This is a genomic window from Photobacterium japonica (genome assembly GCF_050337005.1).
Lineage (GTDB): Bacteria > Pseudomonadota > Gammaproteobacteria > Enterobacterales > Vibrionaceae > Photobacterium > Photobacterium japonica.
Window position 1 is genome coordinate 59055 of the sequence record NZ_JAKJSN010000013.1, and the last position, 26325, is coordinate 85379.

Sequence of the window (26325 nt, forward strand, 5' to 3'; positions counted from 1 at the left end):
GTTGAGCCTTGATTGGTCTAACCGTTGCACTTGATGCAATGGGCGGGGATTTCGGTCCCCAAGTAACAGTGCCTGCCTCCGTGCAGGCACTGTTGCAATTCCCTGAGCTCAAAATCATATATTTCGGTGATCAAAGTGCGATCACTGCTCAATTATCTCTCCTGAATCAATCGCATCACTCCCGTATCCGCATTGTCCATTGCGATCATGTTATTGCAAACGATACCCGTCCTTCTCAGGCGTTACGTCGTAGTCAAGGATCCTCAATGCGTGCCGCTATCGAAGCCGTTGCCCAAGGCCAAGCTGATGCTTGTGTCAGTGCGGGGAACACTGGCGCGTTAATGGCATTATCCCGCTATATTATTAAGCAATTGCCTGGTGTCGATAGGCCTGCGCTTGTCTCGGCTGTGCCTACGCAAACCAATAAAAAAACCTGGTTGCTTGATCTTGGCGCGAACGTGTCGTGCGATGCAGATACCTTATTTCAATTTGCCGTGATGGGCTCTGTCTTGGCGGAACAAGCCGGTGGCACGCCACCTCGTGTGGCCTTGCTGAACATTGGTGAAGAAGAAATTAAAGGTAATGATCTGGTTAAGCGCTGCGCAGAAATGCTGACGGCCTCACCAGACATCCACTACATCGGCTACCTGGAAGGGGATCAGCTATACAGTGGTAAAGCGGATGTGATTGTGTGTGATGGTTTTGTCGGGAATGTCAGCCTGAAGACCAGTGAAGGGGTGGCCAATTTATTCATCGGGAACATCAAGAAAGCGATTTCTGAGAACCCATTGAAACGATTGATTGCTAAATGGCTGTTTCGTGACCTATTCGATAGCCTAAAGCAGCTGAACCCCGACCAGTATAATGGCGCGAGTCTGTTAGGATTGCGCGGTATTGTGGTGAAAAGCCATGGAAGTGCTGATACAACTGCCTTTGCCAATGCGATTGGTGAGGCGGTACACGAGGTCAAACGGCAGATACCGACCAAAATCAGTGACCGTTTGGAAGAAGTCTTACTCGAGAGGCATTATTAGTCTTCATGTATAGCAAAATTTTAGGTACCGGCAGCTACCTGCCGGAACAAGTCCGTTCTAATGCCGACTTAGAACAAATGGTTGAAACCAATGACGAGTGGATTGTCGCTCGTACCGGTATTCGTGAGCGCCGTATTGCTTCTGCCGATGAAACGGTAGCCGTAATGGGCTATCAAGCCGCGTTAAACGCCATCGATATGGCGGGCATTCAGAAAGAAGACATTGATCTGATCATCGTCGCGACCACCAGTGCAAGCCACGGCTTCCCGTCGGCGGCCTGTCAGGTACAAGGCATGCTGGATATTAAAGGTTGCCCGGCATTTGATTTGGCGGCGGCGTGTTCAGGTTTTGTTTACGCATTAAGTGTGGCAGATCAGCACATTAAAACCGGTATGGCGAAAAATGTGTTGGTGATTGGTGCTGATGCATTATCGCATAAATGTGATCCTGAAGATCGCTCTACGATCATTCTGTTCGGCGATGCCGCCGGTGCTGTGGTGATTGGTGCCAGCGAAGAGCCGGGTATCATTTCAACGCATTTGCATGCTGATGGCCATTTCGGTGGTTTGCTGAGCTTGGCTGTGCCAGAGCACGGTAAAGCGTTCGAGGCTGACAAGTGGCTGTACATGGCCGGTAATGAAGTATTCAAAGTGGCAGTGACACAGCTGTCTAACTTGGTGAAAGACACGTTAAGTGCCAATAACATGGACAAGTCAGAACTTGACTGGCTGGTTCCGCACCAAGCGAATATGCGCATTATTAAAGCCACGGCGAAAAAATTGTCGATGTCGATGGACCAAGTTGTCGTGACGTTAGATCGCCACGGTAATACGTCTGCAGCAACTGTTCCAACTGCATTGGATGAAGCTGTTCGTGATGGCCGTATTCAACGCGGTCAAACGTTGCTGCTAGAAGCATTTGGTGGAGGCTTCACGTGGGGCTCTGCACTCGTTAAGTTCTAATGCTGCGTTAATCATCGTATTTAATTGAATTTACTATGGCCTGACCCGGTTACGTTGTGCGTCATTGTGTGAACACACAGTGACCACAGCGTAAGGGCAGTGCCTTTATGACACTGCGTAACATGCGTAGTCACAATTATAAGGATTCTCGAATGTCTAAGTTCGCGATTGTATTCCCAGGTCAGGGTTCTCAAACTGTTGGTATGTTGGCGCAATTGGCTGAGCAGTTTGATGTGGTTAAGCAAACGTTCGCTGAAGCGTCTGATGCGCTAGGTTACGATCTATGGGCGTTGGTACAAAACGGCCCGGTTGAAGATCTTAACCAGACACACCGTACACAGCCTGCGCTATTGACATCTTCTGTGGCTATTTGGCGTGTATGGCAAGAGCAGGGTGGCGCACAGCCAACGTTGCTCGCGGGCCACAGCTTGGGTGAATACTCTGCATTGGTGTGTGCCGGTGTGATTGACTTTAAAGCGGCTGTGAAATTGGTTGAGCTACGTGGTCAGTTGATGCAAGAAGCCGTGCCTGCAGGCGTGGGCGCAATGTCTGCCATTATTGGCCTTGATAACGATGCGATCGCGAAAGCGTGTGCAGAAGCGGCACAAGATCAAGTGTGTTCACCGGTAAACTTTAACTCGCCAGGTCAGGTTGTGATCGCGGGTAATAAAGAAGCGGTTGAGCGTGCGAACGTATTGTGTAAAGAGGCGGGTGCGAAGCGTGCCTTGCCATTGCCTGTGTCTGTGCCTTCACATTGTGCACTGATGAAGCCAGCGGCTGATAAGCTAGCGGTTGCATTGGACGCGCTTGAGTTTGCAGCGCCAGCGATCCCTGTGATCAACAACGCAGACGTCGCAACGGAAACCGATCCAGCCGCGATCAAAGCGGCATTGGTTAAGCAGCTATACAACCCAGTGCGTTGGACTGAGTCTGTAGAACGTATGGCGGCTGAAGGCATTGAATCACTTCTTGAGTTTGGCCCAGGTAAAGTGCTAACGGGTCTGACCAAGCGTATCGAGCGTTCTCTGGGTGGTTCTGCAGTGAACGACATCGCTAGCTTTGAAGCGGCGAAGTAAGCCTGAATATATATTCAACGAGGAATAACAATGAGCCTGGAAGGTAAAATTGCCCTAGTAACGGGTGCTAGCCGTGGTATCGGCCGTGCAATTGCAGAGATTTTGGTTGAGCGCGGTGCAACGGTTATCGGTACGGCAACGTCTGAAAGCGGCGCAGACGCGATCAGCGCATACTTGGGCGACAAGGGTAAAGGTTTTGCACTGAACGTGACATCACCGGAGTCCATTGAAGCGGTATTGAAGCAGATCAAAGAGGAATTTGGTGACGTTGATATCCTGGTGAACAATGCGGGTATCACGCGTGACAATCTATTGATGCGCATGAAAGACGAAGAGTGGCAGGACATCATGGACACGAACCTGACGTCTATTTTCCGTCTATCTAAAGCCGTATTGCGTGCCATGATGAAGAAACGTCACGGCCGTATTATCAGCATTGGCTCTGTGGTAGGTTCCATGGGGAATGCCGGTCAAACGAACTATGCGGCAGCGAAAGCGGGCCTATTAGGCTTTACCAAATCGATGGCACGTGAAGTGGCATCGCGTGGTATTACGGTGAATGCGGTTGCCCCAGGTTTCATTGAAACGGACATGACCAAAGCACTGAATGACGATCAGCGCGCGGCGACATTAGCAAATGTTCCTGCCGGTCGTCTTGGTGACCCGCGTGAAATTGCAGCAGCTGTTGCATTTTTAGCCTCTGACGATGCAGGTTATGTGACCGGTGAAACATTGCACGTCAACGGCGGCATGTACATGATTTAATCAAAAATGTTGCATAACTTGATGATGCAAGTCAAACTCAACTTGTTTTCACTGAAAATCGTGGTTTGACCAGCGTGTTGAGTATTGCAACTTTTGCAGTATTGAATAAACTACAGCAAATCGCATTAGCGAATTCTTGTTTTAAGGAAATAGATTAATGAGCAACATCGAAGAACGCGTAAAAAAAATCATTATTGAGCAACTAGGCGTAGACGAAGCTGAAGTGAAGAACGAAGCTTCTTTTGTTGACGATCTAGGCGCTGACTCTCTAGATACTGTTGAACTAGTAATGGCTCTTGAAGAAGAATTCGACACTGAGATTCCTGACGAAGAAGCTGAAAAAATTACTACAGTTCAAGCTGCGATCGACTACGTTGTCGGCGCATCTGAGTAATTAAAAAGAACTCCCCCCAGGCGGTCACCATGACCGCCTGATTTTATTTTATATCCCTTGTTTTTGTTTTATCCCTCAATTCCCGGAGAAATTAATCGTGTCTAAGCGTCGCGTAGTTGTTACTGGCATGGGTATGCTATCACCGGTAGGTAATTCTGTTGAATCATCTTGGAAAGCCCTTTTAGCCGGGACGAGCGGTATCCGCACTATTGAACATTTTGATGCTAGCGCTTTTGCTACCCGTTTCGCAGGTTTGATCAATGACTTCAACTGCGAAGACTACATGTCTAAGAAAGATGCACGTAAAATGGATTTGTTTATCCAGTACGGTATCGCAGCAGGCGTGCAAGCATTAAAAGACTCTGGCATTGACATCACAGAAGAAAACGCGAGCCGCGTAGGTGTTGCTATTGGTTCTGGTATCGGTGGCCTTGGCCTTATCGAAACAAACCACGAAGCCCTACTGGCAAAAGGTCCGCGTAAAATCAGTCCTTTCTTCGTGCCTTCTACTATCGTGAACATGATTGCGGGTCACCTGTCTATCATGCACGGTCTACGTGGTCCAAACATCGCTATCTCTACCGCGTGTACAACTGGCCTTCATAACATTGGCCATGCCGCACGCATGATCGCATACGGCGATGCAGACGCTATGCTAGCGGGTGGTGCTGAAAAAGCATCAACACCACTAGGCATGGGTGGCTTTGCAGCAGCGAAAGCCCTGTCTACACGTAACGATGATCCACAAGCAGCATCACGTCCATGGGACAAAGATCGTGACGGTTTCGTTCTAGGTGACGGCGCCGGTATGATGATGCTGGAAGAATACGAACACGCGAAAGCACGTGGTGCGAAAATCTACGCAGAACTCGTTGGTTTTGGTATGAGCGGTGATGCTTACCACATGACTTCTCCTTCTGCTGACGGTTCAGGCGGTGCATTGGCGATGGAAGCTGCGATCCGTGATGCGGGTATCAGCACCGATCAAATCGGTTACATCAACGCCCACGGTACGTCGACCCCTGCGGGTGACGTGGCTGAAACCCTTGGCATCAAGCGTGCAATGGGTGCAGCAGCAAATAAAGTGATGGTATCTTCAACCAAATCTATGACTGGCCACCTATTGGGTGCGGCAGGTTCTGTAGAATCTATCATCAGTGTGATGTCCCTTGTTGATCAGGCGGTTCCGCCAACAATCAACCTAGACAACCCTGATGAAGGTTGTGACTTGGACTACGTTCCAGGTGAAGCGCGTCAGGTAAACATCGAGTACGCACTGTGTAACTCGTTTGGCTTCGGCGGCACGAACGGTTCTCTACTGTTCAAGAAAATCTAATGGATAACCGGTTGTCATAATAAATCTATTATGTGACCTGTTATGATAGAACGGCCCAGCGTATCGCGCTGGGCCGTTTTTTTATCGGTATCTTTTACTTGTGACTGTCACGTTTAATGTCGTTTAATTTGAAGTCACGAGGGCATTTCAGTATTGGGTGGTGGATGATCCTAATCAATGGTGTGAATACGTCATCGGTCGCGGTGACGGACAGGGCAATGCAATACGGTGACGGGTGTTTCACTACGATGTTGGTGGACGGTGGGCAGATCCGGTTATGGCCGTACCATTTGGCGCGTTTGCAACAAACGGTAGACGTGCTGGCGATCACCCCGCCGGATTGGCAAGCCGTGACGGACACGGTGCACGCACTTGCTCCTACGTTGTGTGCGCAAGAAACGGTGGCGTCAGCTCTTGCTGATAAAGCTGGCATTAAAATATTGATCAGCCGAGGAAGCGGGGGACGCGGTTATAGCCCGACGGGGTGCCATGATACCCAAGTGGTGATATCGACGTTTGGCTGGCCGGAACACTACAGCCAGTGGCAGCAAGACGGTATTACGTTGGGGATCTGTCAGCAGCGATTGGCACACGCGCCGATGCTTGCCGGATTGAAACACCTGAACCGACTTGAGCAGGTCATGTTGAAGCGAGAGGTGGAACAACAAGGGGGGGTCGATGCGATCGCCTTGGACATTGACGGCAATGTGGTGGAAACCGTGGCGTCTAACCTTTTTTGGCGTCGGGGCGATCAGGTTTACACCCCTGATCTTGAACTGTCAGGCGTTGCCGGGGTAATGCGCCGCCATGTTATCGAATTGCTGAAGGCAATGGGGTATCATACGCGGTTGGTTAAAGCGCCCATTGACAGTGTATTGGCTGCCGATGAAGTATTTATAACAAATGCCCTGATGGCGTTAGTACCGATTAATGAAATTCATGGAGTTATGTTTACTGAACGCCAAACCGTCAGTGAACTGAATAAGAGGTTGTATACGTGCTAAAGAAGTTGGTGATAGTAGTATGCCTGCTCGGCTTGATCGCTGCTGGCGGATTGGGTTGGTCTTATCAGCAGGTTAAATCATCGCTTGATCAATCTGTACTGAATCAAGAGGACGTATTGGTCACAGTGAAGGCGGGAACGTCGTACCGTGGTCTGTTAAATCAATTGGTGCGAGAGAATGTGATAGCGGCATCGCCGTGGACGCGTTTTATTCCCCGTTTAGAGCCGCAATGGGCGAACGTGAAAACCGGGAGCTATTTAGTGACACCGGGTGGCAGCCTGCGCGACGTACTGGCTTTGATAACGTCTGGCCGTGAGCACCAGTTTGCCATTACGCTAGTGGAAGGGGATCGCTTTGTCGATTGGCTGGCGCAATTAAAAGACGCGCCTCACATCGTACATACGACAGAGGGCATGAGTGAAGCGGACATCGCCAAAGCCTTAGGCGCGAATGTCTCGAAGTTGGAAGGCTATTTATTGCCGGAAACGTATCACTACACCGCGGGCACGTCTGATTTGGATCTGCTGCGTCGTGCTTACCGTGACATGAATACGTTACTGAGCGGTGCGTGGGAAACACGTGATGCCACGATTCCGCTGAAAACGCCGTACGAAGCCTTGATCATGGCGTCCATCATTGAGAAAGAAACCGCCGTTGATGGCGAGCGTGGTGTGGTCTCTTCCGTGTTCATGAACCGTTTGCACAAAGGCATGCGTTTGCAGACTGATCCTACTGTGATTTACGGCATGGGGGATAAATATGACGGTAACATTCGCAAGCGAGATCTTCGCACACCAACCGCGTACAACACGTACACCATTTTTGGTTTGCCGCCGACACCGATTGCAATGCCAAGTAAAGCCTCAGTACTCGCGGCCATGAAGCCAGAGGAAAGCGGTTATTATTATTTTGTTGCCGACGGTAAAGGTGGCCACAAATTCTCCAAGACATTGTCAGAGCATAACCGTGCTGTACGCGCATATTTAAGAGCACTAAGAAATAAATAATGATGGGTAAATTTATTGTAATTGAAGGGCTGGAAGGCGCGGGTAAAAGCACAGCCATTCAGCAAGTGATGCAGGCACTGTCTAATCACGGTGTTGAACACATTACCTCAACCCGTGAGCCCGGTGGTACGCCATTGGCCGAACAGATGCGTACATTGGTAAAAGAAGGTCACCCAGATGAGCCTTTGACCGATATGGCCGAACTCTTGCTGCTGTATGCAGCGCGTTCACAGTTGGTTGAAAACGTGATTAAACCGGCGCTGGCAAAAGGTGACTGGGTGGTGGGTGATCGCCATGACATGTCTTCTCAGGCTTACCAAGGCGGTGGGCGTGGGTTTGACCGCGAAGTGATGGAGCGCTTGCGTGATACTGTGCTGGGGAATTTCCGCCCAGATTTCACGATTTACATGGATATCGATCCGGTATTGGGGTTAGCGCGTGCTCGTGGCCGTGGCGAGTTGGACCGTATTGAACAAATGAATGTCGACTTCTTCCACCGTGCCCGTGCGCGTTTTCTTGAACTTTCTGAAAACGACCCGCGTGTGGTGATCATTGATGCCAGCCAGACGTTGGAAAAGGTCACGCAAGACATTGTTGCCGCGTTAACACAATGGTTGGAGCAGCAGTAACATGTTATATCCGTGGCAAGAAGGGGTATGGCAGAACTGGCAGCAGCTGCTAGAGCAAGGGCGTTTACACCATGCGATTTTGCTGGTGGCACCACTGGGCAGCGGACGTGATGTGCTGGCGAAACAGCTAGCACAAACTGTACTGTGTCAAAATGGTGTGACGGAGCCGTGTGGCATGTGCCATAGCTGTCGATTGTTTGCTGCCGGTACACATCCCGATTTTCATGCACTTGCTCCTTTGCAGGAAGGCAAGTCTATCGGGGTTGATGCGGTGCGCCAATGTAACCGTTGGGCGGTAGAAACCTCACAGCTAGGCGGCAATCGTATCATTTTAATCGATTATGCGGATGCCATGGGTGAAGCGGCCGCGAATGCCTTGCTGAAAACCTTGGAAGAGCCGCCATCGGGCTGCCAATTCATCTTGTTGGCGGCATCATTGGATAACTTGTTACCGACCATCAATAGCCGTTGTAATAAATGGCGCTTGCCGATGCCAGACGAAGTGACGACCCAAAAATGGGTGGAAAATAAGTTGATGCAAGGCATTAAGCGAGAAACGGTGCGGTTGAATGGGCGTGCGCCGCTCGCGACTTTGCAGTTTATTGAGCAAGGGCAAGATATTCGCTACGGCAACTTGCTAACGGCCTTTGCCACTTTCTTGCAGCCGCCCTTTATTGGTTTGTACGATGTGGCCGCGCAGTGTGCGGCAGAAAGCCATCACAGTTTGAAATGGCTAAGCTATTTCATGGTGGACTGCATGAAAGTGCAGCAAGGCGTGACGCAACACCTGATCCATTGTGAATCGTTGCCATTGGTGCAACAAGCCGCTGCATCCATCAGCCCGATGCTATTGATCAGTCAGATTAAACAAGCCAATGCGCTTTATCAGCAATTGGATCAGCATTCAGGTCTGAATACCGAATTGTTGATGGTCGATTGGCTGACCGGGTTTATGGCTCAACCGATTTAGGTTGGCCCAACGCATTTCACCTCATCAGCGCAACGCAGTGGCGTTTGTTATGATGGGGCTGAGAAATAAACAACGTAATAAGAGGAATACATTGTGCTAGTTGATTCGCATTGTCACCTGGATAAATTGGATTACGAGCAGCTTCATACAGGGATTGATGATGTGTTGGCGAAAGCCAAAGCCCGCGGGGTCGAGTACTTTCTGTCTGTTGGGGTGACGTTAGACAGTTTCCCTAACATGATGGCGCTGATTGAACCGCATGAGCACGTGTTTGCGTCTTGTGGGGTGCATCCACTGGACATTGAAGCCGGTTTCGATTTTGACAAGCTTAAAGAATATGCCTCTCACGAACGTGTGATTGCCATCGGTGAAACGGGCTTAGACTATCACTATCAACCTGAATTGGCCGATGCGCAAAAAGACATTTTCCGTCAGCACGTGCGTTTAGCGGTTGAGTTGAATAAGCCGCTGATCATCCATACTCGCATGGCGCGTGAAGATACCCTTCAGATCTTACGCGAAGAAGGGGCGGAAAAATGTGGTGGTGTACTGCATTGCTTCACCGAAAGCCTTGAGATGGCATTAGCGGCGATTGAATTGGGTTTCTATATCTCTATTTCAGGTATTGTTACCTTCAATAAAGCCAGCGAACTGAAACATGTGGTGAGCCAGTTGCCGTTAGAGCGATTGCTGGTTGAAACCGATTCACCGTATCTGGCGCCGATCCCGCATCGTGGTAAACAAAATCAGCCCGCGTATGTGCGCGAAGTTGCTGAACATATTGCCTTATTGAAGGGTGTTTCAGTAGAAGAAGTCGAAGCGGTAACGACGGAAAACTTCTTTACACTTTTTTCGCGAGCCGAGCTAAGATAAGCCAAAAAAAGGAGCGAAAGCTCCTTTTTTTATGCCTGTCGTTAACGTTGTAAACATTTTACTTACATTTTGCGCATTATGTCCCACAGAAACGCACGCTTATTTCCTAATGTTACTTAATTCTATTTTCGTAACGTTAAGTAACGTTGCTTACAGTATTGAAAGAAAAGAACATATCGGTGAAAGTGCACTTATACTTTGTTTTTTATTTAAAAATCAAACGATTAAGTTGTTTTGTTTTGGTTGTTAACGGTTTTTCTATTGTGATCAAGCTTGAGTTTTGAAATAAAATTTCACTCTGGGTTAGTAATTTTGATAGTCATCAAGTTATATTWACCGCCGCAYCTTATACTTATGCTGTATATAAAGAACAGTGTCAGCAAGAGGGCTACGGGGGTAGGTCGCTGGTACTGAATTGAAATCTAATTAAAAACTCTTATTCAGGAGCTGATTATGTTTAAGAACCTTTTTGCAAACCTGCAAAAAGTCGGTAAGGCACTGATGCTTCCAGTATCTGTGTTACCGGTTGCTGGTATCCTACTGGGTGTCGGTGCTGCCAACTTAAGCTTCCTTCCAGACATCGTGTCTAACTTGATGGAACAAGCGGGTGGTTCTGTATTCGGTCAAATGGCACTACTGTTCGCAGTAGGTGTTGCACTTGGCTTTACCAATAACGACGGTGTAGCAGGTTTAGCGGCTATCGTTGGTTACGGCATCATGACGGCGACGCTTGGCGTAATGGCGACCGTAATGGGCGTTGAAAAAATCGATACAGGTGTACTGGGTGGTATCCTTATCGGTGGTGTTGCGGCATGGGCATTCAACCGTTTCTTCCGTATTCAGCTTCCTGAATATTTGGGTTTCTTCGCAGGTAAACGTGCAGTGCCAATCATCACAGGTTTCTCTGCGATTGCACTGGGTATCATCCTGTCTATTGTATGGCCACCAATCGGTGCGGCTATCGGTGCGTTCTCTGATTGGGCTGCACACCAGAACCCAACCCTAGCATTTGGTATCTACGGTGTTATTGAACGTTCTCTTATCCCATTTGGTCTACACCACGTTTGGAACGTACCATTCTTCTTTGAAGCCGGTACGTGTGTTGACGCAAACGGCGTAACGCAGAACGGCGTACTGACTTGTTACCTAGTGGCAGACGAAGTGTCTCGCGCAGCGGGTAATGGCTTCGGTCAGCTAGCGGGCGGTTACATGTTCAAGATGTTCGGTCTACCAGCCGCAGCGATTGCTATCGCTCACTGTGCGAAGCCTGAAAACCGTGCGAAAGTAATGGGTATCATGGCGTCAGCTGCACTGACTTCTTTCCTAACAGGTATCACCGAACCAATCGAATTCTCATTCATGTTCGTTGCTCCAATTCTGTACGGTATCCACGCGCTACTAGCGGGCTCTGCGTACGTAGTTGCTAACATGCTTGGTTTCGTACACGGTACGTCTTTCTCTCACGGTTTGATTGACTTCCTAGTTCTATCTGGCCATGCGCAGAAGATGGGTCTGATGATTGCTGTAGGTCTAGTATACGCAGTGATTTACTACACCGTATTCCGCTTCATGATCACGAAGTTTGACCTGAAAACACCGGGCCGTGAAGACGACGAAGACAGCAAAGGCGCTGCAGTAACGGGTTCTGAGCTGGCGGGTGAACTGGTTGCAGCCTTTGGTGGTAAAGATAACATCACAGGTCTTGATGCATGTATCACGCGTCTACGTGTCGCTGTTGCAAGCGTTGAAAACGTTGATCAAGATAAACTGAAGAAACTAGGCGCTGCTGGTGTGGTTATCGCAGGTGGTGGTGTACAGGCTATCTTCGGTACTAAATCTGACAACCTGAAATCTGACATGGATGAGTGGATCCGTAATAACTAATTACATCCCCCTCACTTTATCCATCTAAAAGGGAAGCTTCGGCTTCCCTTTTTCTTTTTCTTTTTCTTTTTCGTTTCCTTTTTCTTCTCTCTTCTCGACTATCTATTATCAACTATCTCTCCTCTCGGGTTCGCTCTTGCTTACTTGTGCCGTTTATTCTTTATGATCCGTTGATCATTCTCGGTCAGCAGGGATAATGTGCGGCTCTGTTCACTTCTGAATGTAGCCACTATGCGCCTTGATAAATTTGTTTGTAAAAGTACTGAGCTGACAAAAAGTGAAGCGATCGAAAAAATTCATGCAGGCGCGGTAAGCGTCAATGGTGACGTTGTGATAAACGAAGCGGTACAGGTGCATGAAAATAATACTATTCTGTTGTGTGGTACTCGGCTGAAAGCCCGTGCCTTTCGCTATATGCTCATGCATAAACCCGCCGGTACGATTTGTTCAAACATTGATGAAGTGTACCCCTCATTATTTAATTACCTTGATGTCGAGAATATCGCAGAGCTGCACATTGCTGGGCGTTTGGATGCGGATACAACGGGGTTAGTACTGATTACGGATGATGGACGGTGGTCATTCAATATTACGGTGCCAACGAAAGCCTGTGGAAAAGTGTACCGTGTCACGCTATCCCATGACATTGCCGATCATGTCGCAGCGAAATTTAAACAAGGCATACAATTGCAAGGCGAGCAGCAATTAACCTTACCGGCGACCTTGGAAGTTATCAGTGCCAGAGAGGTGCTGTTAACCATCACAGAGGGAAAGTTTCATCAGGTAAAGCGTATGTTTGCGGCGGTAGGCAACCGGGTTGTTGCGCTTCATCGTGAACAAATTGGTGAGATTCGCCTGGATGTCGAGGTGGGGAAATGGCGTTACTTAACCCAAGATGAAATACAGTCGTTCACGCGTTAACGACCATGCATCCATACTGCCGTATTATTCAGGCAATAAACCTATTTCCTTTTCATTTCTTGCTATATACACAGGTGTGTTAATCGATTTATCAGCTGGTTAGCAACTTTGTAACATTTGCGTTAGTATAAACACGGCTGGTGTCTTGTGGGGTGCCAGTGAAATTTATGATGCAAGGAAGCAAGCATGAAAAAGAAAGTATTGTTGATAACGATGATGAGCGCGTTATCTGGCTGTAATTATGGCAATGGTGAACGTAGTCTTTTTTGGGATGATGAAGATAGCGTGACCATCACGCGAGAAATGGTGAGCGAAGAGAGCGGCCTTTGGACCGTCGGGGCATGTATTGCGATTCCCGCGCACTGGGAGCGTAATGCGATTAGTGTCAGTGCAACAGGCACGCACCAAGTTAACGGAGAGCGTGTTAGCTTTAACGCCGTGCCTACGCTGTTTGAAGCAGGAAGCGAGCAGATCGCCGACCTTTATGCGCTACCTGACTATCAGTGGGCATGTTATACCGATATTGAGCGTGATTATGCGGGTGATATTGATAGTGGAAGTATCACTTATCACCTATCTCCTGAAAGCGATGATGCCACTATTTTCACCACGATGGGGGTGATCAGCGATACCCGCCGAACAGAATACTTTTATGGCCGTTTAGCTTCGCATCAACTACTTGCTAGTGATACCACGGCGCCGTATTGGCGAAAAAGTGAAGTCACCCCTTCATTTTCATATTGGGAAAGCCTGACGTTGAATGATGGCCTGCTTATTTATGCGGTCAATGATGCTCCGTTGCCGACAGAAGTGATGGATATGGCTTTCCACATTAATGTCGATGGGGTGAGTCAAACGTATGAGAAACCGAAAGATGGCGTGATTTATTCTGTTAATGGCGTCTATATCCACCAATTGGATTATTCAGCGGAGATTAATGGTAATAGCCAAGACTGGACGAATATTCGTTTTTCGACGGATCTCATTGATTGGTCAGAGGCTGCAACGTTACCTAAAATTCAACAGGTTCAATGGGATCCCCGAGATGAGCAATATATCGCGCTCTCGCACGATTACTTTGCACCGTTGGATCATAAGACCTATACCTCTGTTGATTTAAGCACATGGTCTGAAGTGCAATGGATTGATCGTCAATCACCGCAAGTGGCCTTTTTGAGCCATGGGGTCGCGGTATTAGACAGCAACGATCCGACTCAACCCTACTGGTTGCGCGACAGTGTCAGTGATTCGTGGACGGTCCTGGAGATGCCTGACGTTGAGCAAACACTATCGGGTGCCGTACGTTTTAATGTACATGAATTGGTGATGAAAGATGATCGATTCTATACCACCGGCTTACGCTGGTATTGGGATGATAAAGGCGATGCTGACACCAGTAATGATACATTCACGAATGAAAATATTTTATTCGGCATGTCTGATGATGGTCTCGATTGGACATGGAAAACCGTCGGTGTATATGACGATGTCGGCTCTGATCTCACGTTAACGTTTGTTGGCGAAAACACGCTGCTTTATAGCACGAGTCAAGCCTTGGTCGTCAGTCACGATGGCGGTTTGACGTGGGAACCCAAAGTACAGCCGACAAGTGTATTGAATGATGATGAAAGCTCAGCGGTGTATCAAAGCGCGCGCATTGATACGATTGAGTATGTAAACGGTGAATATATCGGAACCACGTATTCGGCACCGGCCACCCACAACGGGGGGTATGTGCTGTTTAAGACCCAAGATTTTGAACGTTATGATCTTCTACTGGCCAGTGGCTTTATTCAGCCCATCATTGGTTCAGAACAATGGCACGTTGTTGAAAGCACCCTTGAGGGCATCGCGCTGCAAACGTTAGTCGTGCCACAACCAGAGACACCACAGTCAGAGACTCCAACCGAAGAAACCCCACTGGTTGAAGAAACGATCACGTCAAGCAGCAACTCTGGCGGGAGCCTCCATTACTGGAGTATTGTTATTTTGTTGCTTCTGTCTTGCATGCGAACCAGCCCATCCCGACGTTTTAAGCGTTAATGCCTGCTGATCTAAAGCGCGGTAAGGCATTGTCTTGCCGTGCTGGCCATTATCCAAAATAACGACTTTCTGCCAAGCTTATTGGCTGCTGCGGTTTGTGTGGCGTGGAGACGGGTTTTTGTGATGCAGCATGGATGTTGATAGGATAGCCACAACATGGATCGTAATGAAGAAAGGGAAGAGTCATGACACTGTTAGCCTGGCTGTTATTTATACCGGCTTGTTTTGCATTAAATATGACACCCGGCCCCAATAACTTATTGGCGATGAATAATGCCCGTTGCTACGGGTTTACGACAGCGTTGGTAGCGGGGATTGGACGCATTCTGGCCTTTGTGGGTATGATTGCGTTGGCGGCTTCTGGATTGGCCGTGGTGTTATACACCTCAGAGATCCTTTTTATGATCATAAAAGTGGTCGGGGCGGGGTATTTACTTTGGATTGCGTACACATTGTGGCATTCCGCCGCGAGTCCGGTATCGGCCATTAAACCCAATAAAACACGTTTTCAATTGGCCAGACAGGAATGCGTGCTGGCGGCAGGTAATCCGAAGGCCATTTTGATTTTCACGGCGTTTTTACCGCAGTTTGTGAATGTTGACGGCAATGTTGCCGAGCAATTTTTTCTGCTGGGCAGTACGTTCTTAGTGTTAGAGGTGGGGGCGATTTCACTCTACGCAGCATTCGGCTTGTACCTGAGACAGTGGTTTTCACAACCGCGCATGGCGAAGCGTTTCAATAAAGCGTGTGCGCTTTTTCTTGCGTTGTCAGGCGGGAATTTATTGCTCAGCCGCTCGTCGTAACCGCCCATCATCCGTGAGGGCGGTAGCTTGTTTCTAGAGCGTGAAACGAAAGCTGGAGAGGGGCACAGAGCGCGCGCCCCGAGGCTTACAGTGATAAGAAAAATAGAATCAGTACCGGTACCAATAAACTTAAAATGAACCCGCTTACAATCGCGATGGGCACACAGCGGATCCCACCACAGGTTTGGATGACCGGCAGGGTAAAGTCCATGGCGGTTGCGCCCGCATAGCCTACGGCGGTATTGGGATAGCGCTGAATAATGAGTGGGATCAGCGTCAGTGCTACCAGTTCGCGTAACAGTTCATTCAAAAACGCCACGCCCCCCATCACCGGCCCTAAGTGATCGCCGATCAAAATACCCGCCAGTGAGTACCAACCGAAGCCAGACGCCATCGCCAGTCCTTGGTTTAGCGGCAAGTCTAAAATCCACGCGCCAAGTAACCCAGCCGGTAACGACGTACCGATAATCGCCAGCGCGATCAACACGCCTTTTTTGTTCAATATGATTTGCTTAAGCGTCATGCCACTGTTACGTAGCTGAATGCCAATTAAAAACAGCAGGATCAGTAGAATGATTTCACTGGCTTGATCCACCCAGCTTAAGTCAATTCCTGCCACCAAACCGACGATCAGGCCGCCCGCCACAGCAAAAATCAGTTTGACCGATTCCATCATCATTTCACGAAAGGGCACGCGTTGGTGTTCGTGTTCAGTTGGAATAGGAAACAAACGGTCAATCAACGGTAATACCAGCATATTCGAGCCGCTGATCAGAACGAAAAAGACCACCGTATAGGTGAGGATTTGATTGAGGTTCTGACTGAGGTTATCCAGCCCGGCCAAGCTCAAACCCATTAAGGTAAGGATCACCAGCACCATACGACTAGTTTGGGTATTAATGAACGTCAGTACCGAGGCGCGGTGTACCGGAATGAGGTAGCCAATAACCAAAGGCAGGAAAATAAACAGCATCCCTGAAAACATGTTAATCCTTAGTGTGTCGCTCTGCGTCTGTGTGGGGGAGAAAACGGCAGCTTATCAGCAAGGCTGAGAAAGGGTCAATCTCCTTTCTCAGCGGGCGAGAGACAATGTTGTTCACAGGTAGGGAGGTGTTGGTAACGCGGTTACATGCCGCTATTTTGCATGACGATTTTAAGGCGGTGGGCAAACTCGGCATTCGACAGGTTGGTTAACTCGTACATTACCTCAGCGTCGGCTAAATCCATCTCTACATGGTGATCGTCAATGGCATCATCATTGGTTTTAAACAACAGTAAATGGTTAGCCATGCGTGCCACGTCTAAATAGTAAGACGGCGCCGTGTCTTTTCGGAAAGGAGAGCGGCTGTTAGAGGCCACTTCCAGGTAATCGGTATCAAACCCCCAATGTTTGAGGATCAGCAGGCTGACTTCCTGACAGCTGTGCTCGAAGATGTGTTTAGCGATGTCGAGATCTAAATAGTTACCGCTATCTAAATAGGCTTGGTACTCGTGGATCAAACTGAACAAGCCGATGTCAGCAAACAAGCCGGCTAACAGGGCTTTGTCGGACTCGATTTTTTTCGGAAATTCGTCATGGTTCGCCAGACCGTGCGCGACTAACGCCATCGTTGCCGCCAACTGACGTGATCGCATGGCGCTGTGCGTCAGTAACTGATTACACTCTTGGCTGAACAGGTGGCGTTTCTTCAAATCCTCAATGGCTTTCGCGGTCACAATATCGCGCACACGATAGATCCCTAAGCGACTGACCGACGTAAATACATCGTGACAGATAACATTGCGGCGGTTGAACAACATGGTGTTCGAGATCGACACGATATGCGCCGTGAGACCGGGATCGTCCAGTAGCAACTCAGCCACATCATTGATGGTGGTGCTGTCGCAATTGCACAGCGCCTGTAGCTTGACCAGTACTGCTGGAATAGGGGGAAGTGCCAACCGATTTTTTTGTATGGCAACTTTGACGCGAGAGTAAAACTCAGATTCTAACCCTTTAATGATTTTGTCATTTTCAGGTTTGAGCCAGAAAAAGGATACGTGAGCCATAGATTCTTACTACCTACATATGAGGTGAATAGTGTATCGGGAGTTGTTCTTCAACGATAGCAAGAAAGGCCGAAAAAGTAGGCCAGATTATTGATTGCGCACTCTTTAATCAGCCAGAAAAAGCTTATGCAAAAAACGTGCGGTCAGTTTAGGCCCCGTTTGGGTGATCAGTAGCTGTTTATAGTGGACTTCCAAAGGGAGCACCTCAATCCAGCGTTGGCAGACCCACGTGAGATCGTCCAGTTCGTGGTGTGTGTATAAGGCCCCAATTTCTGGCATGGACTGAAAATACAGCACCAGTTTGTCCGCCAATTCTTTGTCGTTGGCTTTTAGCGGGCAAGGGGACCAATTGGTATATGGCGTAAATTGAGCACACAAGAGATCGTCGTGTTCGACGGAAACACTCAGTAATCGGACTTTTTGGCGGCCTTTTACCTTGATAGAGAGGAGTCCGCCCTCTAAAGCGTCAAAATTCACCACTTCGCATTGAGTCGCAATTGCGGGAATTTTTTTAAGCTCGCTATTGACTTCATCTTCATTGAGCATGCAGACGGCAAAGCCCCTGTCTCCACTGAGGGATTGCTTCAGCATTCTGAGATGTCGCTCCTCACAAATAAGTAACTCGACATTACCGTCAGGCAATAAGTGTGAGGTGGTAGGAAAGAGTGCTATATCTGTCATCTTATTGTCAGCCCTCCTCACGTGAAAAAAATGGTTATTGATAAGAATAAAGATAGTGTGTTGGCGCATTTTTTGGGAGATTCTCCCCAAATTGGCCCTGACTAAATAAGGTCGCTTTTGTCACATAGTGCTTATTTTTTGAATCATAATATGTCTGGATTCTCACTTTGAAGTGTTCACTGTTTCATATGTGGAATTTCGACGAGGGCTGTGTCATTGTCAATTTGTTGACGCTTATTTGTTTGGCGTTACTGGAGAAAAACAACCATTAACGTTTAACGGGAGAGATGTTGTGCGAAATTTCAAGGAAGAACTTTTAAATTATCTTCAAGACTTCGGTGGTTTTGAAAAACGTTCAATGTTTGGCGGTACAGGGATTTTCATTAACTCTGCAATGTACGCCATTATTACTGATAAAGCCCTTTACCTACGTGGTGGAGATGTCTTGGACGAGCAACTCGTTACGCTAGGGTGTGAGAAGTTTAGACACATCAAGCGCAGCACAACCGCCGTGGTAAACTACTACGATATTACCGATATCTACCACAACAATATTGAGCAATGCTCTGTATTAGTGAAAGAATCTATTGCATTGTCGATTACAGAAAAAGCGTATAAATCATCAGACAAAAGCAAAAGAATCAGAGATTTACCTAACATGCGCCTGACGCTGGAGCGCATGGTGAAGAAAGCCGGCATTCCAGATGTGACCAGTTTCATTTCGCTGGGTGCGGTCGAAGTGTACCGTAAAGTACGCCAGAGTCAGGGTAAAGATCTTGACGTGAAATTACTGTGGATGTTTGCCGGTGCGATTGATGGTTGCCACTGGACACTGCTGAAAGATGACCAAAAGCAGTCGTTGTTGCAAGCTATCGACTAAAAGGTAACACATATTTTTAGATGCAAAAAAGCCACCGTCTACGCGGTGGCTTTTTTATTGTATGATAACCCTATCATTTACAACATTGTGCGACGTATGCGACTACCACGCCTAACCGGTTCTGTTTTGTCTGGCCTTCATTGCTTCCTGATTGCCGCTGATCAAATGAGCTTTACCCGCGCCGCTGAAATGCTGTGCTTAACCCAAAGTGCCGTCAGCCATAAGATCAAAAATCTTGAGGCAGCGTTAGGGGTCAAGTTGTTCATTCGTCAGCCCCGTAAGTTGGTATTGACCGATGAAGGTAAGCGTTTAAAAGAAGTGGTCGCGCATAATTTTGGTGACATTGCCAATGAACTGCGTGATTTGAAAACGCTGGAGTTGAGCGGTGAATTGAACGTATCGGTCCCTCCGACGTTTGCCCAGCGGTGGTTAATGCCACGGTTGAAAGGGTTCATTGATAAATACCCAGCGCTGCGCTTTCATTTGCGTACCCGTAACGAGCTGGTGGATTTTCAGACGGAATCATTTGACTGTGCCATCTACTTTGGGGACGGGAAATACAACGGGCTGCACGTGGTCAGGCTGATGGATGAATGCATGGTACCTGTGTGTAGCCATGAGTATGCCTTGGCGCATGATTTATACGGGAATCCCCATAAGTTAGTATCGTGTATGTTGTTACATGATGCTGCGCCATGGGCGCGAGCAGGGCGTAATGATGAGTGGCAATATTGGGCGCAACAAAACGGCGTGATATTACCCGAGGCTGGCTGTACGTTTGATCGCGCAGACTTGGCCTTGCAAGCCGCAGAACGTGGGATTGGGGTGGCGATAGGTCGCGCGTCGTTCATTGCTGAGCAAATTGCCTCAGGGAGGCTGGTGACACCGTTTCCGCTTTCTGTACCGTCACCACAGCATTATTATTTGGTGTGCCGTAAAGACATGGCCGCGTCGCCACGCATTAAAGCCTTTATTGATTGGCTGGTGGAAAATCAGTAAGCAAAATGGCACGAATATCGAGACAAAAAATGCCCTCAACCAAGTGAGGGCATTATCGCGCTAGCGTGAGTCACTAACCTGAGAGAGCAAGGCCATCATGTTTGGCCTTGAACGCAATGTTAGAACTTGAAACGCGTGGTGATCATCATTTGATCGCCGTAGATATCATTGAAACGACCTGCAACACCGATAGAGAACAACTCTGTCGCGTGGAAACGGCCGTAGACGTTACCGATGGTCTTTTCATGATCGTCAATGTTCAGGTGGCCAATTTGACCGCCCACTTCAAATTGTGGACCTAACCACTGACGGATACCCAAGTTCACTTCCATGCCCAATTTACCCGCTGAGCTATCAAAGCAGCCACGGTCTTTCACGTTACGGGCTTTCAGTTCACCGGTAATATCGGCCCAGTTGTTCACTGGCGCGTGGAAACCCACACCGATTGCCGCATCCCAATCACTATCAAATTCAGTGTCGATGCTCGCGATGATGTGTGCATTAGGGTGGATAGATTTGCTGAAGCCTGCACCGTAGGTCAGTGGGCTGATACCGATACGCGCTTCAGCGTAGTCGTAGCTGAAGTTGCTCATGGTGGATTCAGCATGTGCTGCAGGAATTGATGCCAGGATCAAGCCTGTAGCAAGAAGTGTTTTACGCATGACAATGTGTCCGGAAGGCTTAAAAATATGCGCTCATTTTAATGGACAAAATGGCTGAATCATAGATTTTTACCGGACTTTGTTGTCTTTTATCTCGTTCGTGCTGACAGATAAAGTAAAGATCACAAAAAATTGTGATCTTTACCTGAGATATTAATCTTATCGATAACTAATGCTGGATAATTCGACGTTATCCGATTAACTCATTGCCAGAGCGGGTGTTTTTCTCAAAGAGCGCCGCGTTATTGAGTGTGGTATCCGCGATATTGGCCAAGGCTTCCTCGGTTAAGAAGGCTTGGTGACCGGTGAACAACACGTTGTGACAAGATGACAAGCGACGGAACACATCATCGGTGATCACATCATTCGACTTATCTTCAAAGAATAGATCTTTTTCATTCTCATACACATCAATCCCCAATGAGCCTATCTTGCTGTTTTTCAGCGCTTCGATGGCGTCTTTAGAGTTGAGTAATTCACCACGGCTGGTGTTGATGATCATCACGCCGTCACGCATTTTGGCAAACGCGTCAGCGTTGAGCATGTGGTAGTTTTCTTCTGTCATTGGGCAGTGCAGGGTGATCACGTTCGATTTCTCGTAAATCTCATCCAGCGTGGTGTAACGCACACCCAGTTCAAGCGCAATTGGGTTCTCGAAGGGGTCGTATGCCAGCACATTCATGCCTAAGCCTTTCAGAATGCGGATGGTGGCAATACCGATTTTGCCGGTGCCGATCACGCCAACGGTTTTACCGTGGAAGTTAAAGCCTGTCAGGCCTTCTAGCGAGAAGTTGGCATCACGGGTACGTTGGTAAGCACGGTGGATACGGCGGTTCAGGCTCAGCATCAGGCCAAGGGTGTGTTCCGCAATCGCTTCAGGGGAGTAGGCCGGTACGCGCACCACTTGAATATTCAGGGCTTTGGCGGCCTCAAGGTCGACTTTATCAAACCCCGCGCAGCGCATGGCGATCAGTTTGACGCCGCTTTCAGCTAAAGACTCAAGGACCGGACGGCTAAGATCATCGTTCACAAACGCGCAGACGGCATCGTAGCCATGAGCCATTCTCGCGGTTTGTTCCGTGAGGCGAAAATCAAAGAAATCAAGCTGGTGCTGATACTGCGTATTCACGGCGGTAAAAGAGTGTTGGTCGTATTTTTTAGTACTGAAAACTGCAACTTTCATAGATCACCTTTTCGGGTTGACTATCCGTAGCATCTTGCTGTGGATGAGTGTCATTGATCGGGTATTAATTATGTGATCAAGATAACACTATTGTCGCGTCCCGAAAAGGTTTGTATGACAAATTAATGCTGCTGATGCTGACAGATTAAATATCCGACAGGCTAAGGCGACGGTCGCTTAGGGCTTCCATGATACGGGTGGTATCCAGTACTTGAATCCACGGCATCAATTCCGATGTATTGTCGATCATGTAGGTGGTGAGTTGTTCAATCGCCACGTGTTTCAGTTGGTCGCCGTCCCAGGGTTTAGCAATGTAATAATCCAGACTGGCGTTGTTGACGGCCTGCACCGTTTCTTCCAGTCCAGCTTGACCCGTTAACAGCACTTTACGGGTTGCTTGGGTCTCGGCGTGTTGTTTCAGCTCGATTAAATACTCAATGCCCGTTTCGCCTGGCATGATGTGGTCACACAAAATCAACGCCAGCGGCATGTCATCGGCAATGGCCTCGGCGACCACGTCTCTGGCTTCACTCACGGACTCCGCTGCTTCAATCACGAAATGGCTTTCAAGTTCACGTAAATCATTGATCACGCTGTCGAGTACTTCGCGTTCGTCATCAACGCACAGAATCAGATACTTTTTCATGGGGCCTCCTTTATTGGGCATTATCCAAGGGTAACGTCACAATCATTTGGGTAAATTGGCCGGGCTCGGAGTCTACCGTGATGGTGCCATTGTGTTGGTGGATGATCTGCTGACAGACAGACAATCCAATCCCAAGCCCGAAGTCGCCTTCACGCTTGGTGGTAAAATTCAGTTCAAAGATCTTGGCCTGCTGAGCGGGGGGGATCCCTTTGCCATTGTCAGCCACAATCACTTGAATGGCTTGTTTGCCGTGGGGATCGGGTTCAGTCAGGCGGGTGGTCACGCGAATTTCCCCTGGTTCATCCACGGCATCCAGCGCATTAGAAATCAAGTTGGTCCACACCTGTTGCAGCGCAATGGGTTGGCATTGCAGTGGTGGGAGAGGGTGATAATCTTTGATCACACGATGGCGCTTGAGCTTATTCTCAAAGATCACCAAGGTATCTTCCAGCCCTTCGTGCAGGTCGACGCAATGGGTGGTTTCATCGTCTTGGCGGGCATAGCTTTTCAGGCTTTTGACCAAGTCCGCAATGCGCTGAGCACACACATTAATGGAGCGTAGGAAGTTACCCATCTGGTAATAGTGTTCCCACTCAGCCAGTAAGGTCGGCAGTTGGCTTTTTTGTGGCAGCAACCAGTTGTGCAACAGGTCGGGATCATCAATGCCCATCTGCACGATTTTTCTCGCCAAATGTCGATCGCCAATCACACTGGTGAGGTGTTTTGCCCGTTGGCGTGTTTCAGCGGTGGAGAGCGGTCGGGATTGCATGGCCTGCTGCATGATGGTGTGACCACGAGATTGGTTCTCTGGGTCAAGTGTGGTTTCTGTGATATTGCTGATGGTGTGTTTCAACGTATCACTGCCGCGCAGTATGGCGGAGACCGGATTATTCAGTTCATGGGCGACGCCGGCGACTAACTGGCCCAGCATGGCCATTTTCTCTTTTTCCACTAACTGGTGATGGGCATCATCAAGGGATTTCAGGGTTTGCTGTAAACACAACTCGGTTTTAATGCTGCCTTTCAAGCGACGGTTAAAGTTACGCAGCAACAAATTGGTAAACAAGGGCAGTAACTCAGTACGTGAGTTCATGACCTTATTGAACAGTTTCCGGTCCAGCTTGATCACATCGGTGGGGCACAGGGTGACACCGGTGGAAAACGAGGGTTCGCCAGAAATAAACGACATGCCGCCGACCAAATGGCCCGGACCGGCGCGTACCACTTCATGGCGTCGGCCGTATTCATCTTTCTTATATAGCGCCACTTCCCCCTGTGTGATGAACCACAGAATGTTATTCGATGCGCCTTCGTGGGTCAGAATATGGTTGGCACGGTAGTTGCGACAGGCGCGGTTTTCATCGTTGCCAGCAAAAAACTCATACAACGCATCCGTCACTTGCTTGGCCAGTGTGGCGTCATCGAGAGTGTGGGTATCTTGAATAAAGCCGGATCGGAAACGTGACATCTGATGGTCGATGTGGGCATTGAGAATGCGGCGGTGATCCAACACTTGGCTATAGCGCAGCCAATCTTCATCGGTGTGCTTGAGGATAAAGCTGGTCAGTTCTTTGATCAGTACTGATTGCAACGCGTCTTGATCCCACGGTTTGGTCAGGCAGTAATGCAGGCGGCCTTCATTCACCGCTTGCATGATGGCATCCAGCTGCGGGGTGTCATTGATCAAGATAGAGCGCGCTTGCTGACTGGCCGGATACTGGTCCAGTGAGATAAGAAAATCCACGCCATTGTCACTGCCCAAATCATTATCACAAATGACCATTGCCACACGTTGGCCTTGTTGGGCGATGCGTGTTAATACGGCATTGGCTTGGTCAATACTGTAAGCATTGCAAATATCAAACAGCCCAGCAAACGGGGCAAGGGCAGCATTAAGTTGCTCGACGATGTCCGGGTCATCATCCAGGCAGACAATTGCAAAATTATTCACCAATCCATCCTTATGTGGTGCCAGCGTGCTATCACAGACGTGCAGGGTATCGCTGGTCGCATCCTGATTCTTGTCAGTGTATAAGAAAGCGTTTATGCAGACTGAGAGGCAGATAGCAAAGTCATTTTGAGGTTGATGTGATGAGTCATTGATAAATAGCATGTTCTCTTAGCTGTGATAGACTGAATGTTCATCTTCAAAACTGGGATTTATGGACAATGTTGAAAAAAATTGGTGCGGTTGGCGGTGCAGTTGCCCTGGTACTCTGTTGGCCGTTTGCCACGGGGCAGATCGGTGAGCGGATCTACTTAGATACGATCGGCCAATATGCCAACCCTTACCTGACGGTGTCTAACGACAGCTATGACCGTGGTTATTTGAGTGCCGATGCAGTGTCGCAGGTGGCCTTCAAAGGGGAATTGAAAACGGTTTTTGAAGATGAAGGGCTGCCAACGGTTTGGCGCATTCATCACCATGTGACGCATGGTGTGTTTGGCGTGAGCACCACCAGTGAGTTGATGGTGGATGCGGCGCTAAAACCGACGATTGAAAAACTGTGGGGCCAAGGTGTACCGCCGTTCACGTTAGAAACGGACACGGCTCTGACGCGCACAACAGACTTTACCTTAAAGGTGAATTCGCTCAAAGCGGGTGAAGCGACCGGTACGCGTGCAGAATTTGCTGCGTTTGATATGACCGGTTGGGTGGATGCCAAGGGCGCGGGTGAGTTCCAATACTTGTGGCCATCAGCCAGCCTGATCACGGAAGCCAATGAAGAAATGCGCCTGACGAGCCTGACAGGTGGCGGTAAAGGTCGACTGGATGGCCAGTTCTGGATTGGGGATCAGCATCTGTCGCTGGAAAGCGTGAGCTTTAATGATTTATCCAGTGATCAGCATGTTGGGATGGAAAAGCTGGCGGTGAGCATGAATAACGTGCTCTCTACGCCCGACGGAAAAAATGCTTCGCCATTGTTGACCAACAGCAATCAGATCAAGGTGGGCAAGCTGCGTTCGTTAGAAGGCGAGGAGTTCAGTAACTTCAACTTCCAAATGGCGTTCTCGGATTTGGATTACCCGTCGATTCATCAGCTCGGTGAATTCTCTGATGTGATGGACTCCACCATGACGGATGCGCAAGTGGAAGCGATGTCTAACGCGCTGGATCAATTGGTAGCGAAAGGGCTGAAATTTGCCATTAGCGATTTAAGTGTTGTGACGCCACAGGGCGATGTAAAAAGCCGTTTGACGCTGCAAGTGAAGCCAGGGTTAACCGACGCTTCGCAAAACTTGGCGAAGATTTCAGAAAGTATCGATGGGGATTTATTCCTGAGTCTGCCAGTTACGCTGGTGGATGCCGATCCGGCATTGAGCGAGCGCGCAGTCACGCTGGAAGAGAACGGTATCATCGAACGTACGGCGACCGATTACGTGGCGAAAATGTCGATTGAAGGCGATAAGCTGATCCTGTCTAACGGTGATCAATTGCCCATTGCGATGTTGCTGATGCTGTTCATGTAAAGGTTAAAAACAAACAACGGCGCGCTTTAGCTAAAGGCAAAGCGCGCCGTTTT

At 48.7% G+C, this 26325-nt stretch carries 25 protein-coding genes; 18 read left to right on the top strand and 7 right to left on the bottom strand.

Annotated elements, in window-relative coordinates; all coding sequences use genetic code 11:
* Window positions 1-8: 8 nt before the first annotated feature.
* The 15 genes from plsX (at window position 9) to L4C36_RS05380 (ending at window position 15701) form a co-directional block, all read left to right on the top strand.
* Entirely contained in the window at window positions 9-1034 is a 1026-nt protein-coding gene (plsX, locus tag L4C36_RS05310; protein ID WP_428476748.1) for a phosphate acyltransferase PlsX, read from the top strand.
* Between the two features lie 5 nt (window positions 1035-1039).
* On the top strand, window positions 1040-1996 hold the full coding sequence (locus tag L4C36_RS05315; protein ID WP_428476749.1) for a beta-ketoacyl-ACP synthase III: 957 nt from the start codon (window positions 1040-1042) through the stop codon (window positions 1994-1996).
* Window positions 1997-2148: 152 nt separating this feature from the next.
* Window positions 2149-3072: an ACP S-malonyltransferase gene (fabD, locus tag L4C36_RS05320; protein WP_428476750.1), complete on the top strand. Its 924-nt coding sequence runs from the start codon at window positions 2149-2151 to the stop codon at window positions 3070-3072.
* A 30-nt stretch (window positions 3073-3102) separates the two neighbouring features.
* On the top strand, window positions 3103-3837 hold the full coding sequence (gene fabG / locus L4C36_RS05325; protein ID WP_428476751.1) for a 3-oxoacyl-ACP reductase FabG: 735 nt from the start codon (window positions 3103-3105) through the stop codon (window positions 3835-3837).
* 157 nt (window positions 3838-3994) lie between these two features.
* Window positions 3995-4231 (top strand): acyl carrier protein, encoded by a 237-nt coding sequence (gene acpP / locus L4C36_RS05330; RefSeq protein WP_016961388.1) that lies wholly within the window; start codon window positions 3995-3997, stop codon window positions 4229-4231.
* 97 nt (window positions 4232-4328) lie between these two features.
* Window positions 4329-5567 (top strand): beta-ketoacyl-ACP synthase II, encoded by a 1239-nt coding sequence (gene fabF / locus L4C36_RS05335; RefSeq protein WP_428476752.1) that lies wholly within the window; start codon window positions 4329-4331, stop codon window positions 5565-5567.
* A gap of 164 nt (window positions 5568-5731) precedes the next feature.
* Window positions 5732-6571: an aminodeoxychorismate lyase gene (pabC, locus tag L4C36_RS05340; RefSeq protein ID WP_428476753.1), complete on the top strand. Its 840-nt coding sequence runs from the start codon at window positions 5732-5734 to the stop codon at window positions 6569-6571.
* The gene (gene mltG / locus L4C36_RS05345; protein WP_428476754.1) at window positions 6565-7578 is read left to right on the top strand and encodes an endolytic transglycosylase MltG; all 1014 of its coding nucleotides are present in this window, start codon (window positions 6565-6567) and stop codon (window positions 7576-7578) included. The genes pabC and mltG overlap by 7 nt, the downstream gene beginning before the upstream one ends.
* Window positions 7578-8207 (top strand): dTMP kinase, encoded by a 630-nt coding sequence (gene tmk / locus L4C36_RS05350; protein ID WP_428476755.1) that lies wholly within the window; start codon window positions 7578-7580, stop codon window positions 8205-8207. Before mltG ends, tmk begins: the two co-directional genes overlap by 1 nt.
* A gap of 1 nt (window position 8208) precedes the next feature.
* Complete coding sequence (holB, locus tag L4C36_RS05355) at window positions 8209-9177, top strand: DNA polymerase III subunit delta' (protein ID WP_428476756.1); 969 nt, start codon at window positions 8209-8211, stop codon at window positions 9175-9177.
* Between the two features lie 93 nt (window positions 9178-9270).
* Window positions 9271-10050: a TatD family hydrolase gene (locus L4C36_RS05360; protein ID WP_428476757.1), complete on the top strand. Its 780-nt coding sequence runs from the start codon at window positions 9271-9273 to the stop codon at window positions 10048-10050.
* A 453-nt stretch (window positions 10051-10503) separates the two neighbouring features.
* Entirely contained in the window at window positions 10504-11934 is a 1431-nt protein-coding gene (ptsG, locus tag L4C36_RS05365; protein ID WP_428476758.1) for a PTS glucose transporter subunit IIBC, read from the top strand.
* Between the two features lie 231 nt (window positions 11935-12165).
* Complete coding sequence (locus tag L4C36_RS05370) at window positions 12166-12855, top strand: pseudouridine synthase (protein WP_428476759.1); 690 nt, start codon at window positions 12166-12168, stop codon at window positions 12853-12855.
* 186 nt (window positions 12856-13041) lie between these two features.
* Window positions 13042-14898 (top strand): hypothetical protein, encoded by a 1857-nt coding sequence (locus L4C36_RS05375; protein ID WP_428476760.1) that lies wholly within the window; start codon window positions 13042-13044, stop codon window positions 14896-14898.
* Between the two features lie 185 nt (window positions 14899-15083).
* Entirely contained in the window at window positions 15084-15701 is a 618-nt protein-coding gene (locus L4C36_RS05380) for a LysE family translocator (RefSeq protein ID WP_428476761.1), read from the top strand.
* An 85-nt stretch (window positions 15702-15786) separates the two neighbouring features.
* On the opposite strand, the gene L4C36_RS05385 is transcribed toward L4C36_RS05380, so the two are convergent.
* From L4C36_RS05385 to L4C36_RS05395, 3 genes are all read right to left on the bottom strand, one after another.
* Complete coding sequence (locus L4C36_RS05385; protein WP_428476762.1) at window positions 15787-16686, bottom strand: LysO family transporter; 900 nt, start codon at window positions 16684-16686, stop codon at window positions 15787-15789.
* A gap of 140 nt (window positions 16687-16826) precedes the next feature.
* Complete coding sequence (locus L4C36_RS05390) at window positions 16827-17750, bottom strand: HDOD domain-containing protein (protein WP_428476763.1); 924 nt, start codon at window positions 17748-17750, stop codon at window positions 16827-16829.
* A gap of 105 nt (window positions 17751-17855) precedes the next feature.
* Window positions 17856-18431 (bottom strand): LON peptidase substrate-binding domain-containing protein, encoded by a 576-nt coding sequence (locus L4C36_RS05395; RefSeq protein WP_428476764.1) that lies wholly within the window; start codon window positions 18429-18431, stop codon window positions 17856-17858.
* 292 nt (window positions 18432-18723) lie between these two features.
* Between L4C36_RS05395 and L4C36_RS05400 the strand changes: the two genes are divergently transcribed.
* Window positions 18724-19311, top strand: a complete 588-nt coding sequence (locus L4C36_RS05400; protein WP_428476765.1) for a TfoX/Sxy family DNA transformation protein — start codon at window positions 18724-18726, stop codon at window positions 19309-19311.
* Window positions 19312-19407: 96 nt separating this feature from the next.
* Complete coding sequence (gene dsdC, locus L4C36_RS05405) at window positions 19408-20310, top strand: DNA-binding transcriptional regulator DsdC (RefSeq protein ID WP_428476766.1); 903 nt, start codon at window positions 19408-19410, stop codon at window positions 20308-20310.
* Between the two features lie 119 nt (window positions 20311-20429).
* On the opposite strand, the gene L4C36_RS05410 is transcribed toward dsdC, so the two are convergent.
* From L4C36_RS05410 to L4C36_RS05425, 4 genes are all read right to left on the bottom strand, one after another.
* On the bottom strand, window positions 20430-20972 hold the full coding sequence (locus L4C36_RS05410) for a hypothetical protein (protein WP_428476767.1): 543 nt from the start codon (window positions 20970-20972) through the stop codon (window positions 20430-20432).
* A 190-nt stretch (window positions 20973-21162) separates the two neighbouring features.
* The gene (locus L4C36_RS05415; RefSeq protein ID WP_428476768.1) at window positions 21163-22155 is read right to left on the bottom strand and encodes a 2-hydroxyacid dehydrogenase; all 993 of its coding nucleotides are present in this window, start codon (window positions 22153-22155) and stop codon (window positions 21163-21165) included.
* A 145-nt stretch (window positions 22156-22300) separates the two neighbouring features.
* A complete protein-coding gene (locus L4C36_RS05420; RefSeq protein ID WP_428476769.1) occupies window positions 22301-22801 on the bottom strand; it encodes a response regulator in 501 nt (166 codons plus the stop codon).
* A gap of 10 nt (window positions 22802-22811) precedes the next feature.
* Window positions 22812-24752 carry an ATP-binding protein gene (locus tag L4C36_RS05425; protein ID WP_428476770.1) on the bottom strand — a complete coding sequence of 647 codons (1941 nt, stop codon included), beginning with the start codon at window positions 24750-24752 and terminating at the stop codon, window positions 22812-22814.
* A gap of 218 nt (window positions 24753-24970) precedes the next feature.
* Here L4C36_RS05425 and L4C36_RS05430 point away from each other — a divergent pair, with 218 nt between their 5' ends.
* On the top strand, window positions 24971-26272 hold the full coding sequence (locus L4C36_RS05430; RefSeq protein WP_428476771.1) for a DUF945 family protein: 1302 nt from the start codon (window positions 24971-24973) through the stop codon (window positions 26270-26272).
* The last annotated feature ends 53 nt before the right edge of the window (window positions 26273-26325 follow it).

Excerpts from the sequence above, each read along its gene's own strand:
- L4C36_RS05390 (WP_428476763.1), bottom strand. The coding sequence starts at position 17,750 with ATGGCTCACGTATCCTTTTTCTGGCTCAAACCTGAAAATGACAAAATC.
- L4C36_RS05370 (WP_428476759.1), top strand. The coding sequence starts at position 12,166 with ATGCGCCTTGATAAATTTGTTTGTAAAAGTACTGAGCTGACAAAAAGT.
- pabC (WP_428476753.1), top strand. The coding sequence starts at position 5,732 with ATGATCCTAATCAATGGTGTGAATACGTCATCGGTCGCGGTGACGGAC.
- L4C36_RS05430 (WP_428476771.1), top strand. The coding sequence starts at position 24,971 with ATGTTGAAAAAAATTGGTGCGGTTGGCGGTGCAGTTGCCCTGGTACTC.
- fabG (WP_428476751.1), top strand. The coding sequence starts at position 3,103 with ATGAGCCTGGAAGGTAAAATTGCCCTAGTAACGGGTGCTAGCCGTGGT.
- dsdC (WP_428476766.1), top strand. The coding sequence starts at position 19,408 with ATGCGACTACCACGCCTAACCGGTTCTGTTTTGTCTGGCCTTCATTGC.
- L4C36_RS05315 (WP_428476749.1), top strand. The coding sequence starts at position 1,040 with ATGTATAGCAAAATTTTAGGTACCGGCAGCTACCTGCCGGAACAAGTC.
- L4C36_RS05375 (WP_428476760.1), top strand. The coding sequence starts at position 13,042 with ATGAAAAAGAAAGTATTGTTGATAACGATGATGAGCGCGTTATCTGGC.
- tmk (WP_428476755.1), top strand. The coding sequence starts at position 7,578 with ATGATGGGTAAATTTATTGTAATTGAAGGGCTGGAAGGCGCGGGTAAA.
- L4C36_RS05420 (WP_428476769.1), bottom strand. The coding sequence starts at position 22,801 with ATGAAAAAGTATCTGATTCTGTGCGTTGATGACGAACGCGAAGTACTC.
- L4C36_RS05385 (WP_428476762.1), bottom strand. The coding sequence starts at position 16,686 with ATGTTTTCAGGGATGCTGTTTATTTTCCTGCCTTTGGTTATTGGCTAC.
- holB (WP_428476756.1), top strand. The coding sequence starts at position 8,209 with ATGTTATATCCGTGGCAAGAAGGGGTATGGCAGAACTGGCAGCAGCTG.
- ptsG (WP_428476758.1), top strand. The coding sequence starts at position 10,504 with ATGTTTAAGAACCTTTTTGCAAACCTGCAAAAAGTCGGTAAGGCACTG.
- acpP (WP_016961388.1), top strand. The coding sequence starts at position 3,995 with ATGAGCAACATCGAAGAACGCGTAAAAAAAATCATTATTGAGCAACTA.
- fabD (WP_428476750.1), top strand. The coding sequence starts at position 2,149 with ATGTCTAAGTTCGCGATTGTATTCCCAGGTCAGGGTTCTCAAACTGTT.
- L4C36_RS05395 (WP_428476764.1), bottom strand. The coding sequence starts at position 18,431 with ATGACAGATATAGCACTCTTTCCTACCACCTCACACTTATTGCCTGAC.
- L4C36_RS05380 (WP_428476761.1), top strand. The coding sequence starts at position 15,084 with ATGACACTGTTAGCCTGGCTGTTATTTATACCGGCTTGTTTTGCATTA.
- L4C36_RS05415 (WP_428476768.1), bottom strand. The coding sequence starts at position 22,155 with ATGAAAGTTGCAGTTTTCAGTACTAAAAAATACGACCAACACTCTTTT.
- L4C36_RS05410 (WP_428476767.1), bottom strand. The coding sequence starts at position 20,972 with ATGCGTAAAACACTTCTTGCTACAGGCTTGATCCTGGCATCAATTCCT.